The sequence below is a fragment of the Gilliamella sp. Nev3-1 genome, assembly GCF_001690435.1.
Lineage (GTDB): Bacteria > Pseudomonadota > Gammaproteobacteria > Enterobacterales > Orbaceae > Gilliamella > Gilliamella apicola_C.
This window is the reverse complement of the sequence record NZ_LZHN01000018.1, coordinates 1-18,378: the sequence shown is the minus strand read 5'-3', so window position 1 is coordinate 18,378 and position 18,378 is coordinate 1. Positions and strand designations below refer to the sequence as shown.

At 35.9% G+C, this 18,378-nt stretch carries 17 protein-coding genes, 1 other RNA gene, 2 pseudogenes and 1 riboswitch; of the genes and pseudogenes, 16 read left to right on the top strand and 4 right to left on the bottom strand.

Annotated elements, in window-relative coordinates; translation table 11 throughout:
* Nucleotides 1-30: 30 nt before the first annotated feature.
* The 8 genes from epmA (at nt 31) to A9G40_RS03505 (ending at nt 6,564) form a co-directional block, all read left to right on the top strand.
* Entirely contained in the window at nt 31-1,005 is a 975-nt protein-coding gene (gene epmA, locus A9G40_RS03540) for an elongation factor P--(R)-beta-lysine ligase (protein WP_218057931.1), read from the top strand.
* Nucleotides 1,006-1,007: 2 nt separating this feature from the next.
* Nucleotides 1,008-2,363: a DNA recombination protein RmuC gene (gene rmuC, locus A9G40_RS03535; protein ID WP_065581924.1), complete on the top strand. Its 1,356-nt coding sequence runs from the start codon at nt 1,008-1,010 to the stop codon at nt 2,361-2,363.
* Nucleotides 2,364-2,463: 100 nt separating this feature from the next.
* Nucleotides 2,464-2,709, top strand: a complete 246-nt coding sequence (xseB, locus tag A9G40_RS03530; protein WP_065581923.1) for an exodeoxyribonuclease VII small subunit — start codon at nt 2,464-2,466, stop codon at nt 2,707-2,709.
* Complete coding sequence (gene ispA, locus A9G40_RS03525) at nt 2,693-3,571, top strand: (2E,6E)-farnesyl diphosphate synthase (RefSeq protein WP_065581922.1); 879 nt, start codon at nt 2,693-2,695, stop codon at nt 3,569-3,571. The genes xseB and ispA overlap by 17 nt, the downstream gene beginning before the upstream one ends.
* A gap of 22 nt (nt 3,572-3,593) precedes the next feature.
* Nucleotides 3,594-5,450, top strand: coding sequence for a 1-deoxy-D-xylulose-5-phosphate synthase (gene dxs, locus A9G40_RS03520; RefSeq protein WP_065581921.1), 1,857 nt, complete (start codon nt 3,594-3,596; stop codon nt 5,448-5,450).
* Nucleotides 5,451-5,457: 7 nt separating this feature from the next.
* Nucleotides 5,458-5,742: a cell division protein ZapA gene (zapA, locus tag A9G40_RS03515; protein ID WP_065566746.1), complete on the top strand. Its 285-nt coding sequence runs from the start codon at nt 5,458-5,460 to the stop codon at nt 5,740-5,742.
* 65 nt (nt 5,743-5,807) lie between these two features.
* Nucleotides 5,808-5,989, top strand: a non-coding RNA gene (gene ssrS, locus A9G40_RS03510) — 6S RNA.
* Between the two features lie 29 nt (nt 5,990-6,018).
* A complete protein-coding gene (locus A9G40_RS03505; protein ID WP_065581920.1) occupies nt 6,019-6,564 on the top strand; it encodes a 5-formyltetrahydrofolate cyclo-ligase in 546 nt (181 codons plus the stop codon).
* Between the two features lie 505 nt (nt 6,565-7,069).
* On the opposite strand, the gene clpB is transcribed toward A9G40_RS03505, so the two are convergent.
* Nucleotides 7,070-9,640, bottom strand: coding sequence for an ATP-dependent chaperone ClpB (clpB, locus tag A9G40_RS03500; protein WP_065581919.1), 2,571 nt, complete (start codon nt 9,638-9,640; stop codon nt 7,070-7,072).
* A 271-nt stretch (nt 9,641-9,911) separates the two neighbouring features.
* Nucleotides 9,912-9,957, top strand: a riboswitch (PreQ1 riboswitch).
* 3 nt (nt 9,958-9,960) lie between these two features.
* Here clpB and queD point away from each other — a divergent pair.
* The 4 genes from queD (at nt 9,961) to pbpC (ending at nt 15,672) form a co-directional block, all read left to right on the top strand.
* Nucleotides 9,961-10,389 carry a 6-carboxytetrahydropterin synthase QueD gene (queD, locus tag A9G40_RS03495; protein WP_065581918.1) on the top strand — a complete coding sequence of 143 codons (429 nt, stop codon included), beginning with the start codon at nt 9,961-9,963 and terminating at the stop codon, nt 10,387-10,389.
* Nucleotides 10,386-11,000 (top strand): 7-carboxy-7-deazaguanine synthase QueE, encoded by a 615-nt coding sequence (locus A9G40_RS03490; protein ID WP_065581917.1) that lies wholly within the window; start codon nt 10,386-10,388, stop codon nt 10,998-11,000. The genes queD and A9G40_RS03490 overlap by 4 nt, the downstream gene beginning before the upstream one ends.
* Before the next feature lie 501 nt (nt 11,001-11,501).
* Nucleotides 11,502-13,235, top strand: coding sequence for an arginine--tRNA ligase (gene argS, locus A9G40_RS03485; protein ID WP_065581916.1), 1,734 nt, complete (start codon nt 11,502-11,504; stop codon nt 13,233-13,235).
* A 76-nt stretch (nt 13,236-13,311) separates the two neighbouring features.
* Nucleotides 13,312-15,672 carry a penicillin-binding protein 1C gene (gene pbpC / locus A9G40_RS03480; protein WP_065581915.1) on the top strand — a complete coding sequence of 787 codons (2,361 nt, stop codon included), beginning with the start codon at nt 13,312-13,314 and terminating at the stop codon, nt 15,670-15,672.
* 340 nt (nt 15,673-16,012) lie between these two features.
* Here the strand turns inward: pbpC and A9G40_RS03475 are convergent, their stop codons facing one another.
* The 3 genes from A9G40_RS03475 to A9G40_RS03465 all read right to left on the bottom strand — a co-directional run bounded on the left by A9G40_RS03475 (nt 16,013) and on the right by A9G40_RS03465 (nt 17,121).
* A complete protein-coding gene (locus tag A9G40_RS03475; RefSeq protein WP_065581914.1) occupies nt 16,013-16,288 on the bottom strand; it encodes a DUF7710 domain-containing protein in 276 nt (91 codons plus the stop codon).
* A gap of 127 nt (nt 16,289-16,415) precedes the next feature.
* Nucleotides 16,416-16,664, bottom strand: a complete 249-nt coding sequence (locus A9G40_RS03470; protein ID WP_141675182.1) for a hypothetical protein — start codon at nt 16,662-16,664, stop codon at nt 16,416-16,418.
* A 31-nt stretch (nt 16,665-16,695) separates the two neighbouring features.
* Nucleotides 16,696-17,121 carry a hypothetical protein gene (locus A9G40_RS03465; RefSeq protein WP_065581912.1) on the bottom strand — a complete coding sequence of 142 codons (426 nt, stop codon included), beginning with the start codon at nt 17,119-17,121 and terminating at the stop codon, nt 16,696-16,698.
* A 285-nt stretch (nt 17,122-17,406) separates the two neighbouring features.
* On the opposite strand from A9G40_RS03465, the pseudogene A9G40_RS14150 reads away from it, so the two are divergent.
* The 4 genes and pseudogenes from A9G40_RS14150 to A9G40_RS03445 form a co-directional block, all read left to right on the top strand.
* A pseudogene (locus tag A9G40_RS14150) lies at nt 17,407-17,553 on the top strand (transposase); the annotation flags it as partial.
* On the top strand, nt 17,553-17,834 hold the full coding sequence (locus A9G40_RS03455; RefSeq protein ID WP_065581911.1) for a hypothetical protein: 282 nt from the start codon (nt 17,553-17,555) through the stop codon (nt 17,832-17,834). The pseudogene A9G40_RS14150 and the gene A9G40_RS03455, both read left to right, overlap by 1 nt.
* Before the next feature lie 57 nt (nt 17,835-17,891).
* Nucleotides 17,892-18,149, top strand: a complete 258-nt coding sequence (locus A9G40_RS03450) for a transposase (protein ID WP_065581549.1) — start codon at nt 17,892-17,894, stop codon at nt 18,147-18,149.
* A pseudogene (locus A9G40_RS03445) lies at nt 18,149-18,378 on the top strand (IS3 family transposase); the annotation flags it as partial. The gene A9G40_RS03450 and the pseudogene A9G40_RS03445, both read left to right, overlap by 1 nt.

The following is an 18,378-nucleotide window of genomic DNA, read 5'->3' as shown; positions in this document are numbered from 1 at the left end:
TAGTAACTAATCAAATCCATGGATATTTTTATGACTTGGCAACCTTCCGCATCTATTAATAATTTACTTAAACGTGCAAAAATTATTTCTCAAATACGTCAATTTTTTGCTGATCGTTGTATTTTAGAAGTTGAAACACCAACCTTAAGCCAATATGCAGTTACCGATGTGCATTTAAGCTCTTTTCATTCTACTTTTTTAAAACCCGGTGAATTTAATGAACAGCAAGGGCAAAAGATGTCATTAATTACCAGCCCTGAATATCACATGAAGCGTTTACTTGCTGCAGGTAGTGGCCCTATTTACCAAATGTGTAAGTGCTTTCGTAATCATGAAGAAGTCAGTCGTTACCATAACCCAGAATTTACCATGCTTGAATGGTATCGCATCCAATTTGACATGATGCAAATGATCAACGAAGTCGATGATTTACTGCAAACTATTTTGGATTGTGAATCTGCTGAGCGTATTTCTTATCAAAAAGTATTTCAACGCTATTTGAATATTGACCCATTAGAAGCTGATCATACAACATTAATCAATGCGGCAAACCAGTTGGATATTGGCATTAATACCGAAAGTTATGATAAGGATGGATTACTACAATGCTTGTTCACTTTTGGTATTGAACCATATATTGGTCAAGATAAACCTATTGCAGTGTATCACTTCCCAGCATCACAGGCAGCATTAGCTGCTATCAGCTCAGAAGATCATCGCGTAGCGAGTCGTTTTGAGTTCTATTACAAAGGTGTTGAACTTGCTAACGGCTTTAAAGAACTTACAAACCCACAAGAACAACGAATGCGTTTTGAACAAAATAATTTAGATCGCACCAAGCTAAATCTACCTACGCAAAATATTGACATTGAACTCCTTGCCGCAATGGAAGCAGGGCTACCAGACTGTGCTGGTGTTGCTGTAGGGTTAGACCGTTTAATTATGCTCGCTCTAGATGGCAATAACTTAAATGAAGTCATGTCATTTACTTTTGAAAGGGCTTAATTATGTTCAACGCTTTGGGACTAACCGAATGGCTCGCCATAATTATTGGCATAGTTGCCTTAATTCTACTTGTGATTTTAATAAAATCTAAATTATTAATTAATAATCTACACCAATTATTTGAGTTACAACTAAACCAGAAAAATGAAGAAAATCGATCATTAATAACCCAAATAAAACAACTGGAACACGAGTTAGATGACTATCGACAACAAAATCTAGCGCAAAACGTTAAAATTAGTGAACTCAAAACACGTTTAGAAGAAACGCTAAGAGCAACACAAGAACGTCAAAGTATACTAGAACATAGTGAACAACGACTTACGACTCAATTTGAAAATTTAGCTAACCGTATTTTTGAACACAGTGGTAAAAAAATTGAACAACAAAATAAACAAAGTCTTGATTTTTTACTCTCGCCACTCAAAGAGCAACTAGAAGGTTTCAAAAAACAAGTACAAGATAGCTTTGGTCAAGAAGCAAAAGAGCGTCACACATTAACGCATGAAATTCGTAATTTACAACAGCTTAATGAGCAAATGAGCAAAGAGGCAAATAACCTAACTAATGCACTAAAAGGCAATAATAAAACCCAAGGAAACTGGGGCGAATTTATCCTAAGCCAAATTCTAGATAATTCTGGATTACGATCAGGTTATGAATATGAAACTCAAGTCAACTTAACAAACGAAAGCAATCAACGATTACAACCCGATGTCATTGTTCACTTACCACAAGGGGGAGATGTAGTCATCGATTCAAAAGTGACTTTAGTTGCCTATGAGCGCCATTTCAATAGCGATGACGAAACAGTGAAAACAAAAGCGATGAGCGAACATTTAGCCTCTGTTCGTAATCACTTAAAACAACTTAGCCAAAAAGATTATCATAAACTTATTGGTATTAATTCACTAGATTATATTTTGATGTTTATACCTGTAGAACCTGCATTTCTTAGTGCTATAGACAACGATCCTACATTAATCAATGATGCTATGAAAAATAATATTATGATAGTAAGCCCAACCACTTTGCTAGTTGCATTAAGGACTATTCATAATTTATGGCGATTTGAGTATCAGAACCGTAATGCTGAACTTATTGCCGATAGGGCAAGCAAATTGTACGACAAAATGCGCGGTTTTGTTGAAGATATGGAAAACTTAGGTAACTGTTTAGATAAAGCTCAACAGACCTATCAAAATTCTATGAACAAATTATCGAAGGGTCGTGGCAATGTAATTGGACAAATAGAACGGTTTCGTGAAATGGGTATCGAAGTAAAAAAACCGATAAACTCAGATATTGCTTCACTGGCAATAGAGGAATCGAATAACAAAGATGAAATTGAAACCTAACAGGCTTTAACAATACTTGTGACATTATAAATAAACAAAACCTAGATTCACGATTATTTGAAATAAGTGTATACTCATCGAACGTAACGAGGAATTGAATATGGCAAAAAAACAAGATAAAGAATTAAGTTTCGAGGAAACACTTAAACAACTTGAAACCATTGTAAATCAACTAGAAAACGGCGATCTGCCTTTAGATGAGGCTCTAAATGAGTTCGAAAAAGGAATAAAATTAGCAAAAGCAGGTCAAAAGCAGTTACAGAAAGCGGAACAGCGCATTGACATTTTATTATCTGAAAATAGTGATGCCGAACTGTCAGAATTTACAAATGATGATAATGAATAGTTTAAAACCGTTACAAGAACGAATTGATTCGTTTTTAGCTACATGCATTGCGCAAATTGAAAGCTCAAAACTCCAACAAGCAATGAGTTATAGCTTGCTGGCTGGAGGTAAACGAATTCGACCAATTTTAGTCTACTTAACAGGTCAATTATTCAATTGCCCTCTTTCTAAATTAGATGAGGCTGCTGCTGCTATTGAGTCTATTCATACTTATTCATTAATTCATGATGATCTACCGGCAATGGATAATGACGATTTACGCCGAGGCAAACCAACTTGCCATATCCAATTCGGTGAAGCTCAGGCAATCCTTGCCGGTGATGCCTTACAAAGTTTTGCCTTTTTATTATTAGCAAAAAGTGAACGCATTAATTCAAATGCCAAGATTAATATGATAACCGAACTTGCACATGCTAGTGGCGCTACTGGCATGTGCCTAGGTCAATCGCTGGATTTGCTGGCTACACATCAGTCAATTAGTGTGGAACATTTGCAAAATATTCATTGCTATAAAACAGGTGCTTTAATCAAAACAGCGATCCGTTTGGGTGCATTTGCTAGTGGCGAAATAGCGCAGCCTTATCAACTAATGCTTGATAACTACGCCGAATCAATTGGTCTAGCATTTCAAATTCAAGATGACATTTTAGATGTCATTGGCGAACAATCAATAATGGGTAAACCAAAAGGTTCAGATCTCATTCATGAAAAAAGCACATATCCAGCATTAATTGGGCTGGATAATGCGATAAAGCTAACTCAACAACTTTATCAACAAGCTATCGATAGTCTTAAGCAAATACCTTATAATACGCAACCTTTACATGACCTTGCTGGTTTTATTATTAATCGCAATAATTAGTAACTAATTAAAATATCACATAATGAATTTAAATAATTACCCTTTGTTAAAACAAATCAACTCGCCCGAGGATTTAAGATGTTTTCCTCAGTCGCAGTTATCCTCTATTTGCCTAGAGCTTAGGCAATATTTACTAACATGTGTTAGTCAATCAAGTGGTCATTTAGCATCGGGATTAGGTGTGGTTGAATTAACTACCGCACTACATTATGTCTATTACACCCCTTTTGATAAAATTATTTGGGACGTAGGGCATCAGGCTTATCCTCACAAAATTTTGACTGGTCGCAGAGATCAGATGCTCACTATTCGCCAAAAAGGGGGGCTTCATCCATTTCCTCATCGTAATGAGAGTGAATATGATGTGCTAACTACAGGGCACTCTTCAACTTCAATTAGTGCAGCGCTAGGAATTGCCATTAGCGAACAAAAAAAACAATCGGGAAAACAAGTAGTCGCGGTTATTGGCGATGGTGCATTAACAGCAGGTATGGCATTTGAAGCAATGAATCATGCAGGCCATATCAAACCCGATATGCTAGTGATTGTTAATGATAATGATATGTCGATTTCCGCAAACACTGGAGCACTTAACCAACATCTTACTCAAATTTTATCAAGCAAAGCCTATACATCTTTTCGAGAAAGTGGCAAACGTGTATTAGCCAATATTCCCCCTCTAAAAGAGCTCTTTAAAAAAACGGAAGAACACTTAAAAGGCTTAGTCACGCCTGCAACCTTATTTGAAGAGCTTGGTTTTAATTATATTGGTCCTGTTGATGGACACGATATAGATAGTTTAGTTACGACTTTACAAAAAGTTCGCCAATTAAAAGGTCCACAGTTGCTTCATGTGATTACGCAAAAAGGTAAAGGCTATGAGCCAGCTGAAAAAGATCCGACACTATGGCATGGAGTACCTAAATTCAACCCTAATGATGGCATATTACCTGTCACCACAAGAGCAATTCCAACGTATTCGCAAATTTTTGGCGATTGGCTATGTGAAATGGCGAAAAATGATAACCGTTTAATGGCGATAACACCTGCTATGGGTGAAGGTTCAGGCATGACAAAGTTTGCCAATCGTTATCCAGATCAATTTTTTGATGTTGCAATAGCAGAACAACACGCGGTTACATTAGCTGCTGGGTTTGCAATTAGTGGCTTAAAACCTATTGTTGCCATCTACTCAACTTTTTTACAACGTGCTTACGATCAAGTCATCCACGATGTCGCTATTCAAAACTTACCGGTATTGTTTGCCATAGATCGTGCAGGGATTGTTGGTGCGGATGGCGAAACTCACCAAGGAGCATTTGACTTAAGTTATTTACGTTGCGTGCCCAATATGGTCATTATGACGCCAAGTGATGAAAACGAGTGTCGACAAATGCTTTATACCGGTTATTTTCATAACGGACCTGTGGCAGTGCGTTATCCTCGTGGTGAAGGTACTGGAGCACAATTAAAACCATTAGAAGTAATCCCGTTAGGGCAATCGAAATTATGTCGAGAAGGAAAAAATATTGCTTTACTTAATTTTGGCACTTTACTAACCGAAGTATTACAAGCAGCAGAGCAAATCGATGCTACAGTCGTTGATATGCGTTTTGTAAAACCATTAGATGAAAAAGTCCTTTTGCACATTAGCCAAACACATAATATACTAGTCACCATTGAAGAAAACAGTATTAAAGGCGGAGCCGGTAGCGGCATCGGTGAATATTTATTATCGAAAAAAATAAAATGTGATATTTTAAATATTGGGTTGCCCGATAAATTTATTTCTCAAGGATCTCAAAACGAAATAAGGCAAGAAATAGGGTTAGATCCAAAGCACATTATCGATAAAATTAATAATTTTATGAATCAATAGGTTAAATATGGAAACTCAAGCTGTCACTATTCAAATTTTTGGACGAACATTAAAATTTAATTGCCCGATTGATGAAGTTAACGCACTTAATAGTGCTGCAAAAGATCTCGATACGCGTTTAACAAATTTACGAGAAAAATCGCCACAGATTACCAGTGATCAACTTATTATGACGGCAGCACTGAATATTTCTTATGAACTTACAAAAGAAAAAGAAAAAAGTAATGAATTTAGCGATCGACTAAAAATGTTACAACAATTACTTGATTCTGCCCTAAATACCAACAATTAATGTAGTTAATTGTAAATTTAATACAAATAGTCTTGTATGATCCGTCAAATTTTGTATTATGATATCTATCTCTGAGATGCTCGCGATATGGGTTAGTCCCCTGAGCCGATATTCTTATCTTTAGAACGAAGTGACTTTTAGTTGGTGTGTATGCCTTACTTGTAAGGAAACCTAAAAATTAAAACACGATGTTCACCTTGAACCTTGGGTTCAAGGGTTACGACCCTAACGGCATCTTGGAGTGCTTCTTCGACCTTTCAGCTACTGTAAAAACCGATGAATATTAGGCAAATTATCCGTCAAAAAAGACGGCAATTACCCCCTACTGAACGCGACATTGCGCAACAAGCTATATACCAAAAAATCGCCCATCATCAAGCGATAAAAACAGCAAACAATATTGCTATATTTTTATCATTTGATGGCGAAGTTGAAACTAAGCCCATTATTGAATATTTATGGGAACAAAATAAATCTGTTTACTTACCCATTATCAATCCTTTGATACCTACAGATTTGCTTTTTTTGCAATATACTAAACAAACTTCACTTATTAAAAATAAATTTGGTATATTAGAGCCTGAATTAAATCAATCAAAGATACTGCCTTACCATCAACTTGATGTCGTATTTACACCACTCGTGGCTTTTGATCAACGAGGTTATCGTATGGGGATGGGTGGCGGATTTTACGACCGATTACTAGCAAATTATCAAGCTCAACAAATTTTACCTATTGGGCTTGCTTTTGCTTGCCAAAAAGTACAGCATATTGATAACAAGCCGTGGGATATTCGGCTGCCAGAAATTATTTATGCTTAAATTTATTAATATATCTTATTTTTAGATATAAAAATAACTTACTACTAAACAATAATATTATTCTTAAACCTCTAAACATATTTTTTAAGTATAAAAAGTTTACTTTGCCTTTTTACTATGCACTATCATCAAACATGTATATTTTAGTTATTTAATATACAAAAAATTAATTGAATATTTCATTTACTCAAGCATTGCTAATAAACTAGGGGCGGCTATAGGCATACATGCTATTGATAAATTAAATTTAAGAAACAAGGTTTTATTAATCAAGTGAATAACAAGGGATTAGCGGTAATTGATCAATCGGTTACAGATAAAAAACGCCACTCGCTACGTAATTCAACAAGCACCGTTAACTTGTCTGATAATGTAAAACGTCATAAATTATAGGGTGACGCTATTATTCTTTATACAAAAAATTCAAGATTTTTTGCTAAACGATAACGCCATTCTAATATAAAAAAACCGACCCTAATAGGTCGGTTTGTAAATTTATGTTTGCTTACTGTTTAGCTTCGATATTATCACCAACTAAATCCAAATGAATGGTTTTACCTGGGACTAATTTGCCTGACAGTATTTGTTGCGCTAATGGATTTTCAATTTCTTGTTGAATTGCGCGTTTTAACGGTCTTGCACCATAAATTGGATCGAAGCCCACTTTAGCAAGATGTTCAAGCGCTGCATCAGTAATATCCATTTGGTAACCACGTTCATCTAAGCGTTTTTCAACATGCGCCAACTGAATTTTTGCAATCGCTTTGATGTTTTCTTGACCTAATGGGTGGAATACCACTGTTTCGTCAATACGATTAATAAATTCTGGTCTAAAATGTTTAGTTACAACTGTCATCACTAGGGCTTTCATTTCGTCATAACTTAGATCAACTTGACCTTGAATTAAGTCAGATCCTAAGTTTGATGTCATAATTATGACGGTATTACGAAAATCAACCGTGCGACCTTGACCATCCGTTAAACGCCCATCATCTAATACTTGCAGTAAGATATTAAAGACATCTGGGTGCGCTTTTTCAACTTCATCAAGTAATATCACTGAGTATGGACGACGCCTTACTGCTTCGGTTAAATAACCCCCTTCTTCATAACCGACATAGCCAGGAGGTGCGCCAATCAAGCGAGCAACTGAGTGTTTTTCCATAAACTCTGACATATCAATACGTACCATGGCATCTTCGCTGTCAAACATAAAGTTAGCCAGTGATTTGCAAAGTTCGGTTTTACCGACCCCTGTTGGTCCCAAAAATAGGAATGATCCAATTGGTTTATTAGGATCAGAAAGCCCAGCACGACTACGACGAATCGCATTAGCTACGGCAACAACCGCTTCATTTTGACCGATGACACGTTTATGTAAGGCATCTTCCATATGTAATAATTTGTCTTTTTCGCTCTCAAGCATTCTAGAAACCGGAATACCAGTCGCTTTAGACAACACTTCAGCAATTTCGTTATCAGTCACTTTGTTGCGCAATAACTTCATTGTTTTGCCTTCTAACTGTGTTGCTGAAGCAAGTTTCTTTTCGAGTTCTGGAATTTTACCGTATTGTAATTCAGACATTTTATTCAGATCACCAGCGCGGCGTGCTTGCTCTATTTCAGTACGCGCTTTTTCAAGTTCAGCTTTAATGCTTTGCGTACCCGAAACAGCCGCTTTTTCTGACTTCCATTCTTCTTCAAGTGATGCATATTCTTTTTCTTTTTCAGCAAGTTCATCATTTAGCATCTCAAGACGTTTTTTACTAGCATCGTCAGACTCTTTTTTAAGCGCTTGTTGCTCAAGTTTGAGTTGAATAATACGCCTTTCAAGTCGATCTAAAGATTCTGGTTTTGAATCCATTTGCATACGAATACTTGATGCCGCTTCATCAATTAAATCAATCGCTTTGTCAGGTAACATGCGATCAGAAATATAACGATGCGATAACGTTGCCGCAGCGACAATGGCTGGATCGGTAATTTGCACATGATGATGCAATTCGTAACGTTCTTTTAATCCTCGCAAAATAGCAATCGTATCTTCAACAGTTGGCTCGGCAACATACACTTTTTGAAAACGACGCTCTAACGCAGGATCTTTTTCAATATATTGGCGATATTCGTCTAACGTTGTTGCACCAACGCAATGTAATTCCCCTCGAGCCAATGCTGGTTTTAACATATTACCAGCATCCATTGCACCATCGCTTTTCCCTGCACCAACCATGGTATGGATTTCGTCAATAAATAATATAATACGGCCTTCTTCTTTCGCTAAATCTTTAAGTACGGCCTTTAAACGTTCTTCAAATTCGCCACGATATTTTGCACCTGCAATCAAGGCCCCCATATCTAATGATAAAACGCGTTTATTACGCAATCCTTCAGGTACTTCACGGTTAACGATACGTTGTGCTAATCCTTCAACAATAGCGGTTTTACCTACACCTGGCTCACCAATTAATACGGGATTATTTTTAGTACGACGTTGTAATACCTGAATAGTTCGACGAATTTCTTCATCACGTCCAATAACAGGATCAAGTTTGCCTTGTTCTGCCCGTTGCGTTAAATCAATGGTATATTTTTTCAACGCACCACGTTGATCTTCTGCATTAGGATCATTCACGTTATCGCTACCTCTTACTTGATTGACGGCTTGGCTAAACTTGTCTTTATTGACACCTGATTTTTTAAGAATATCACTTAGGCTCCCTTTATCTTCTAAAGCAGCTAAGATAAAGAGCTCTGATGATATATAACTATCACCATTTTTTTGCGATAATTTATCGCACAAATTAAGTGTACGGATAAACTCTTGTGATGGAATAACCTCCCCGCCCACACCCTGAACTTGCGGTAATCGATCAATCGCCTGAGTTAATTCTTGTTGTAAAATAGCTACATTTGCACCCGCTGAAGCTAACAATGGCGCTACACTGCTGCCTTCTTGATTAAGCATGGCTGATAGGACATGCACAGGCTCTATATATTGATTGTCTTTACCTAATGCCATTGACTGCGCATCAGCTAAAGCTTGTTGAAACTTGTTTGTTAATTTATCTAACCTCATCGTATTTATCTCCTGAGCAATAGATTTGAGTTAAACGTGTATACATTCAACCCATTTGCATGATATCTAAATGAGTGTCGCAACCTAAATTTCAAGAGCAAATTTAAAATATTTTTTATAAAATTTGTACAGTAAATTAGCGAGTATTTAAAAACTTAATTAGCATCAAAATCAAATTGTTTGCAATACATAAATACACTTTCAACAAGTATTGAAAGATGACAAATCAACTTTTATCCATTATATTAACGCCTTTATTTTGTTAGGCGTGCTAACCGTGGTTCGTAACCCATCCCACGTAAAAAAACTAGGAATACAACATGTTCAAAATAGCCAAAGAGTTTCAATTTGATGCTTGTCATATGCTAGATGGGCACAATAAAAAGTGTCATAACCTGCATGGTCATACTTACCGCTTATTAGTCGAAATTAGCGGTGATCTTATCGATAATGGTTCAAGTCAAGATATGGTAATGGATTATGCCGATCTAAAAATGATTGTTAAAAAGTATATTGTCGATCCTTTTGATCACGCTTACCTTTATAATCAAAATAATAGAAATGAGTGCCGTATTGCTACATTATTGCAAGAAATGGATCGCAAAGTCTTTGCCTTACCGTGCCGAACAACTGCCGAAGGGATGAGTAAATTTATTTTTGATTGCTTATCTAGATATTTGCCTGTTTCGATGATCAAATTATGGGAAACACCGACTTCATATTGTGAATATTATCGGAGCCCAAAATGATCGAATTTCGCATAGTTGAAATCTTCGAATCTTTACAAGGCGAAGGTTATAATACGGGAATGCCTGCTATTTTTATCCGCTTTGCAGGCTGTAATTTAAATTGTGCTTGGTGTGATACTAACTTTCGCCAATTTACTCGATTTACCTTAGAGGCATTAATAGCAAAAGTAAACGAATACAAAAGTAAAAACATTATTATTACAGGGGGTGAACCCACTAGGGTTAAAGCGTTACCACAGCTACTTTTGTCATTAAAAAATGCTGGTTATTTTATTGCTATTGAAAGTAACGGTCTTGGCAAAGTCGATGCGCTTATTGATTATATTGCCCTCAGCCCGAAATTTTGCTACCAGTCGCACTATCAAAAAATAGTCCAACCAACAGCCAATGAAGTGCGAATTGTTACCGAAAACCACCGTGATTTTATTGCTTTTTGCCAATATATCGAAACTCAGATACAGGCAAAACGCTATTATCTTTCACCTTGTGAAAAAGATGGTGCATTCAATATATTTGATACCATAAAACTACTGGGAAAAATTAACGAAAATCGATTAGATAATAAATGGTTATTGAATATACAAAGTCATAAACTTGCAGATATTGAATAGTGTCTATTTTTTAATCTAACTCGTTAAATATTGGAGAATGAGATTGAATAGAAAATTTTAAATAAAAAGATAATGAAAGTTAATTAGATAAGTCACTATTTGCTTAAATTAATAAAATAACTTCATTTTGTTCCATTTTTTAGTGGTTTTTGTTGGTATGAAGTGGCTTTATTTCGATTCTTTAAGCTTTGCTAGTAAAAAGGGTTATTGATAATCACCAATGCTCTCCAAACACATAATCCATAAAATAAATTTATTTTTTCGTTTAAAAATTATTCAGAAAAGCCATTGATTTTACTGGAGTTTTTTAACACCCTAAATATACTGACAAATAATCAAATAGGGTTATTTATAATAAATCATAAAGTAGAATATCGATTTTACTTAAATTTTTCACTTTTTCTTTAAGCAAAAACCATCGAGCCACTTATGCAATCAGTGACAATTATCGACTTTGTCGGTATTATATTGGTCATTTTATTATAATTAGTTAGGTTTAGTGTGAATATTCAACAATTATTAACACAACGTGTTTCGCAAGCAATGATTATGGCGGGTGCAGATAAGAACTGCGATGCGCTAATTAAGCAATCAACTAAAGTGCAATTTGGCGATTATCAAGCTAATGGCGTTATGTCAATTGCCAAAAAGCTAGGCATGCCACCTCGGGAACTTGCTCAGACAGTTTTACAACATCTTGATGTTGATGATATTGCTGAAAAAGTTGAGATTGCAGGTCCTGGGTTTATCAATATCTTTTTAAAAAATAGTTGGATTGCTGAGCAAAATGAAGTTGCTTTAAGCAGTGATAAACTTAACATTACTTTACCTGCAAAACCTCAAACCATTGTGGTTGATTATTCTGCGCCTAATGTGGCAAAAGAGATGCATGTTGGACATTTGCGCTCAACAATTATTGGCGATGCCAGTGTTCGTGTTTTATCTTTTTTAGGTCATCACGTTATCCGTGCTAACCATGTTGGAGACTGGGGCACTCAGTTTGGTATGTTAATTGCTTATCTTGAAAAAATGCAAAATGAGCATGCTAATGACATGGCGCTATCAGATTTAGAATCTTTCTATCGCGCAGCTAAAAAACATTATGACGAAGACGAAGTATTTGCCGAAAAAGCGCGTAATTATGTAGTGAAATTACAAGGTGGCGATGAATATTGTCGTGATATGTGGCGCAAGCTAGTTGATATTACCATGACGCAAAATATTGCCACTTATCAACGTTTAAATGTTACCTTATCGCTTGAAGACACCATGGGTGAAAGCATCTATAACAGCATGCTACCTAATATCGTTGCCGATTTAAAACAGAAAGGACTTGCGGTTGAAAGTGAAGGGGCGATTGTTGTTTTTCTTGATGAGTATAAAAACAAAGAAGGCGAACCAATGGGTGTTATTATCCAAAAACGTGATGGTGGCTACCTTTATGCAACGACCGATATTGCTTGCGCTAAATACCGTTACGAAACATTACATGCCGATCGTGTACTTTATTATACTGATTCCCGCCAACATCAACATTTAGAGCAAGTTTGGACAATTGTTCATAAAGCGAAGTATGTGCCTGAATCATTAAAACTAGAACACCATATGTTTGGTATGATGTTGGGTAAAGATGGCAAGCCATTTAAAACTCGCTCTGGTGATACCGTTAAATTAAATGATTTGTTAGATGAAGCGTGTGAACGTGCAACAACGTTAATTCGTAGCAAAAATCCTGAATTATCTGACAGTGAGCTTGCCCAAATAGTTGATGCTGTCGCTATTGGTGCTGTTAAATATGCCGATCTTTCAAAAAATCGTACTACCGATTATGTGTTTGATTGGGATAATATGTTGTCATTTGAAGGTAATACCGCACCTTATTTGCAATATGCTTACACTCGAGTACTGTCCATATTTAAAAAAGAAAATATTAACGAAGACAGTTTAACAGGCAAAATTAGTTTAGACACAGACAAAGAACGAGCTTTAGCAATGCGTTTAATTCAGTTTGATGAAACTATTTCAATTGTAGCTAGTGAAGGAACACCTCATGTGCTTTGTGCTTATCTTTATGAAATTGCAACGCTGTTTTCAAGCTTTTATGAAAACTGCCCTATTTTAGCAGCCGAAAGCGAAAGTTTAAAACAAAGCCGTTTAAAATTAGCCTCTTTAACAGCGAAAACACTTAAAACTGGTCTTGACATGTTGGGTATTAAGACGGTTGATAAAATGTAGTTAAGTCGCCACCTATGCTAATGCATAAGTGGCATTTTTGCTTAAATATATTACATTTTAATTTTTATAACTAAATATGATTGGATTTATTGTTCGTCATCAAAATAAGCTAATGGCTTTGTTGCTATTATTTATTGCTATCCTTGTGATTCGTTTGTATCCACATCCACCTCTTTGTGAACCACTAACTTTTTCAAAACGCTATTATGATGACAATAACCAACTCATTCGAATGACATTAGCCAAGGATGATCGGTATCGTTTATGGACACCTTTAGAGGATGTTTCACCCGATATTATTAATGGATTACTATTACACGAAGATCAGTGGTTTTATTATCATATCGGTATTAATCCATTTAGTTTAGCTAGAGCTTTTGGCGCAACCTATTTGGGTGGGGGTAACCGTCAAGGTGCATCAACCATTACCATGCAGTTAGCACGAATGCGTTGGCAGTTAAATACTAAAAATATTGGCGGTAAATTGCATCAAATTGCCCGAGCGATACAATTAGAGTTGATGTATTCTAAGCATGATATTTTAGAGGCTTATTTAAATTATGCGCCTTTCGGGCGCAATATTGAGAGTATTGGTGCAGCATCGTTAATCTATTTTAATAAGCCGCCATTGCAAGTGAATTTACCTGAAGCATTAACGCTAGTGGTTCTACCTCAATCTCCAACATACCGTATTGATCGTAAAACGGGATTTGCAGGTAAAGCATTAGTAAAAGCCAGAAATCAATTATTTGAACGCTGGCAAGAAAAATATGATGTAGATAGCAATATTGCCGCTCTTTTTTTGCAAAAATTAGTTTTACGTCAACCTGAACAAATGCCTTTTGGTGCGCCTCATTTTGTTAATCAGATAATTCAACAACACCATAGCGATGCTCAAGAAGTTAAAACGACGTTAGATAGTAATTTGCAAAAAATCATTAGTCGGCAAGTTAATTTGTTTATTGAACGAAGCCGTTTAAAAAACATTAATAATGCATCGGTGATTTTGGTTGATACACAAACCATGCAGGTTAAGGCGCTGTTAGGATCGGCAAATTACTTTGGTAATTCTATTCAAGGTCAAGTTAACGGCACGCTTGCCAAACGCTCACCTGGCTCTACACTTAAACCGTTTATTTATGCGCTAGGCATTGATCAAGGCGTTTTGCATCCTCGTACTATTCTAAAGGATGTTGCCACCGATTTTGGGGCATATACTCCTGAAAATTTTGATCGTAACTTTCGTGGTCCTATCTCAGCAACCGATGCATTAATTCATAGCCGTAATATACCTGCAGTAACGGTTGCTTCTAAATTACATAATCCCTCTTTTTATCAATTCTTAGTTAATGCCCACATTCAAAAACTTGCTGATGAATCACATTATGGTTTATCTCTAGTTCTCGGCGGCGGTGAAATTAGTGCGCAAGAATTAGTTGGACTGTATGCCATGTTAGCTAATGAAGGGCGTTGGCAACCATTAAAATTTACGGAACCAACGATATTACCCAAGCCACAACATACGTTACCCGAACCGCAACAATTGTTAAGCCCTCAAGCGGCATTTATGACAATTGATATGCTGAAACAAAATACTCGCCCACAAGATGTTCTTAGTAAAATGCAAAATAAAATAATTCCTGTTGCATGGAAGACGGGTACATCATGGGGATTTCGTGATGCTTGGACAGCAGGAACTTTTGGCCATTACGCTATGGTCGTTTGGCTTGGTAATTTTGATGGTAGTGGCAATAATGCTTTTGTAGGTGTAGATGCTGCTACGCCACTTTTTTTTAATATTGTTGATAGTATAAATGCTTATTATCCTAACTTGCATAAACCGAATCGCCCATTACCGCCTAATTTAAAGCGTATTGATATTTGCCTAACCAGTGGTAATCTTTTTACTCAATGGTGCAAGGCAAAAGGTAAAACGTGGTTTATTCCGGGTGTGTCACCAATTAACCCCGATACTATTTTTAGACCCGTTATGATCGATAACCAAACAGGTAAAGCAGTTTGCCCGCCTTATGACTTAACAACGTCTCACTTAGCCGTTTTTGAATACTGGCCTTCAGATTTAGCTGCTATTTTTGCAAGCGCAGGCATTCCTAAAAAAACACCACCATCAACCAAGCATTGCCGTTCATCGCAAAACTATTTAGGTGAACCACCCAAAATAACTTCACCACTTAAAAATGTGGTTTATCAATTTAGATCAACAAAACAAAAAAATGAACAAATCAGTTTTACTGCTACCAGTGATGGCAATGTAAAAACACTTTACTGGTTTGTTAATAATAATTTTATTGGGCAAACAGATCCAAGAAATGCAATTAACTGGATCCCAACACAAAGTGGCACATTCAAAATATTAGTGATGGATGATTTGGGACGAAGCAATTCTAGAAAAATTAAAATCGAACTTTTTGATTAATCGATTATGATGATAGCTAACTTTAAATGGCGTAGGATCATAATGGGAATTTAAATTATATTAATTATTTAACTGTATTAATTACTAATTCATTAATATGATTTTTAGTTTAGTTGACAAATTCAATAAAATAAAATACCGCATTATGCGGATCAACTGCCTACAACTAAGCCCACCTAGATTACACCATGAAGTGCAATTGGTCTTAACGCCTTAGAATAAAAGGAGGCAGGGCTTTTAAACTTATGTCGTTTTCTTTGGCGTGAGTTCAATAAGCTGTATGAGTTTTTACTTAATCGAGAAGATATTGAATACACAAAGCCCAAAGTCATTAGCATTTTTATTCCATCCTCTCGCCATTTTGATAATGGTAATGAACCAAATAAGCACTAGTAAAATTTTGAATAAACTTGCCACTATGTTGATAATGCTTTTTAGGTTCAAAAAAACCTTTTTCAATAGTCCATTCATATACACTTTTATTTAGAGGCATCTTTGTTAAAATCCCACTTAAACAATATCTTTTTATAAAGTCTTCTGCCTGTTTTAACTCCTCATAAACACCTGAGCAAAACTGAGCTTCATTTCCATGAAAAATCCATATAAACGATTGCATTATTTTTTCCCTCATACCCTACTACGATGATTTTTATATTTAAGCCAACGTTTAATTGTATTTAAACCCTTTCCAATTTTGATATATTTCGATCAACAACACTGCGCCGTTGTTTATTTAACTCAGGTTAGCTTTTTACTGGTTTCTGATTAGCTCTAACCCTTATCATTCCACCTTCACCTTTTACGTGAGCATGTGCTAGAGGGTGCCCCCTACCATGATAATAGTACTCAATGATAATATCACTATCTTTAACTATTATAGTAGAAGGAAAAGTTGAGCTAGCATGTAACCTCCACGGATCGACTAAAGTCAATCCATTAGACGCATACTGATACAGATTAAATCCATCTAACAGCCCAATCGAGATTAACAAGGTAAAACCTGTAGCTAGATAGGTATTTATTCTATTTTTTCTCATGAAGAATATTAATAAATAAATTATGTATATTCTGGCAAAAAACTGAATTTTCAATTAGTTCAGGTAATACAAGTACATAATAAAATACATTATCAAAATGCAAATTTATATCATAAGGCTCAAAATCCGAATCATTATCGAATTCAAATAGTGTAGCGATCCCATTCAACGTTGTATTTTTTGCCTCGATTCCAAAGCAACCTTCACCATTAATATCCAAATTATAGCCATTCTCAAGATGAGAATCTTGCATTTCATCATTTTTATAGAAAAATAGAAACTCTTCATCTCGAAAACTATCTCGTTTATATTTATAATTAATAGATGCTATTTTTTTGATCAATGAAGAAAACACATCATCTATCGTCTTATTAGTATAAAACCCATACATAACACCTGTCCATTCAGTCATATATTTATCTCCTAAACTATTTGCCTCCAAAAGCGCCATGTTTAATATAACTTCAGAGCTTATTATTCGCACTTCTGAGCTGTATTTCTTCTATATGTAGCATGTAGCTACCCCCTAAAATAGTACAGCAAAAAAGTAGAAAATTCTCTATGATAAAAGTAAAAGAGGATTCAATTATGAAAAAAATGACTGAACATCAAATCGTCGCTATTTTAAAAGAAGCTGAAGCGGGTATTCCGTCAAGGAGCTCTGTCGTAAAGATGGCATGGTAATTCAACTTTTTATAAATGGCGGGGAAAATATGGCGGTATGGAAACGTCGGATATCAAACGCTTAAAGGAGCTTGAGGCTGAAAATCGTAAGCTTAAGCAGATGTTTGCCGAACTGAGCTTAAAATCCCAGCTTCAGGAAGAAATCATAAAAAAGCTTTAGTGCCAACTGGGGCACGTAAAACGTGGGCACAGCAACTACAACAAAATCATTCAGTTACTATTGCTATGAGTTGTGCCATTGTTGGCTTAAGCCGTTGTGCTTACTATTATCAACCTAAGTTACTGGATGATTCGGTGATTATTTCGGTGTTGAATGCTATCACAGACCGGCATTTACGCTGGGGCTTTCCTAAATTTTTTAATCGTATCAGAAAGCTCGGCTATCAATGGAATCATAAACGGGTATATCGGGTGTATTGTGAATTTGTAACTATCCCCTAAAATAGTACAGCAAAAAAGTAGAAAATTCTCTATGATAAAAGTAAAGGGGATTTAATTATGAAAAAAATGACTGAACATCAAATCGTCGCTATTTTAAAAGAAGCTGAAGCGGGTATTCCCGTTAAAGAACTGTGCCGTAAATATGGCATGGCAAATTCAACTTTCTATAAATGGCGTGATAAATACGGTGGTATGGAAACCTCTGATATTAAACGTTTAAAGGAGCTTGAGGCTGAAAACCGTAAGCTTAAACAGATGTTTGCCGAACTGAGCTTAAAATCCCAGCTTCAGGAAGAAATCATAAAAAAGCTTTAGTGCCCACAAAAGCACGTAAAACGTGGGCACAGCAACTACAACAAAATCATTCAGTTACTATTGCTATGAGTTGTGCCATTGTTGGCTTAAGCCGTTGTGCTTACTATTATCAACCTAAGTTACTGGATGATTCGGTGATTATTTCGGTGTTGAATGCTATCACAGACCGGCATTTACGCTGGGGCTTTCCCAAATGTTTTAATCGCATCAGAAAGCTTGGCTATCAATG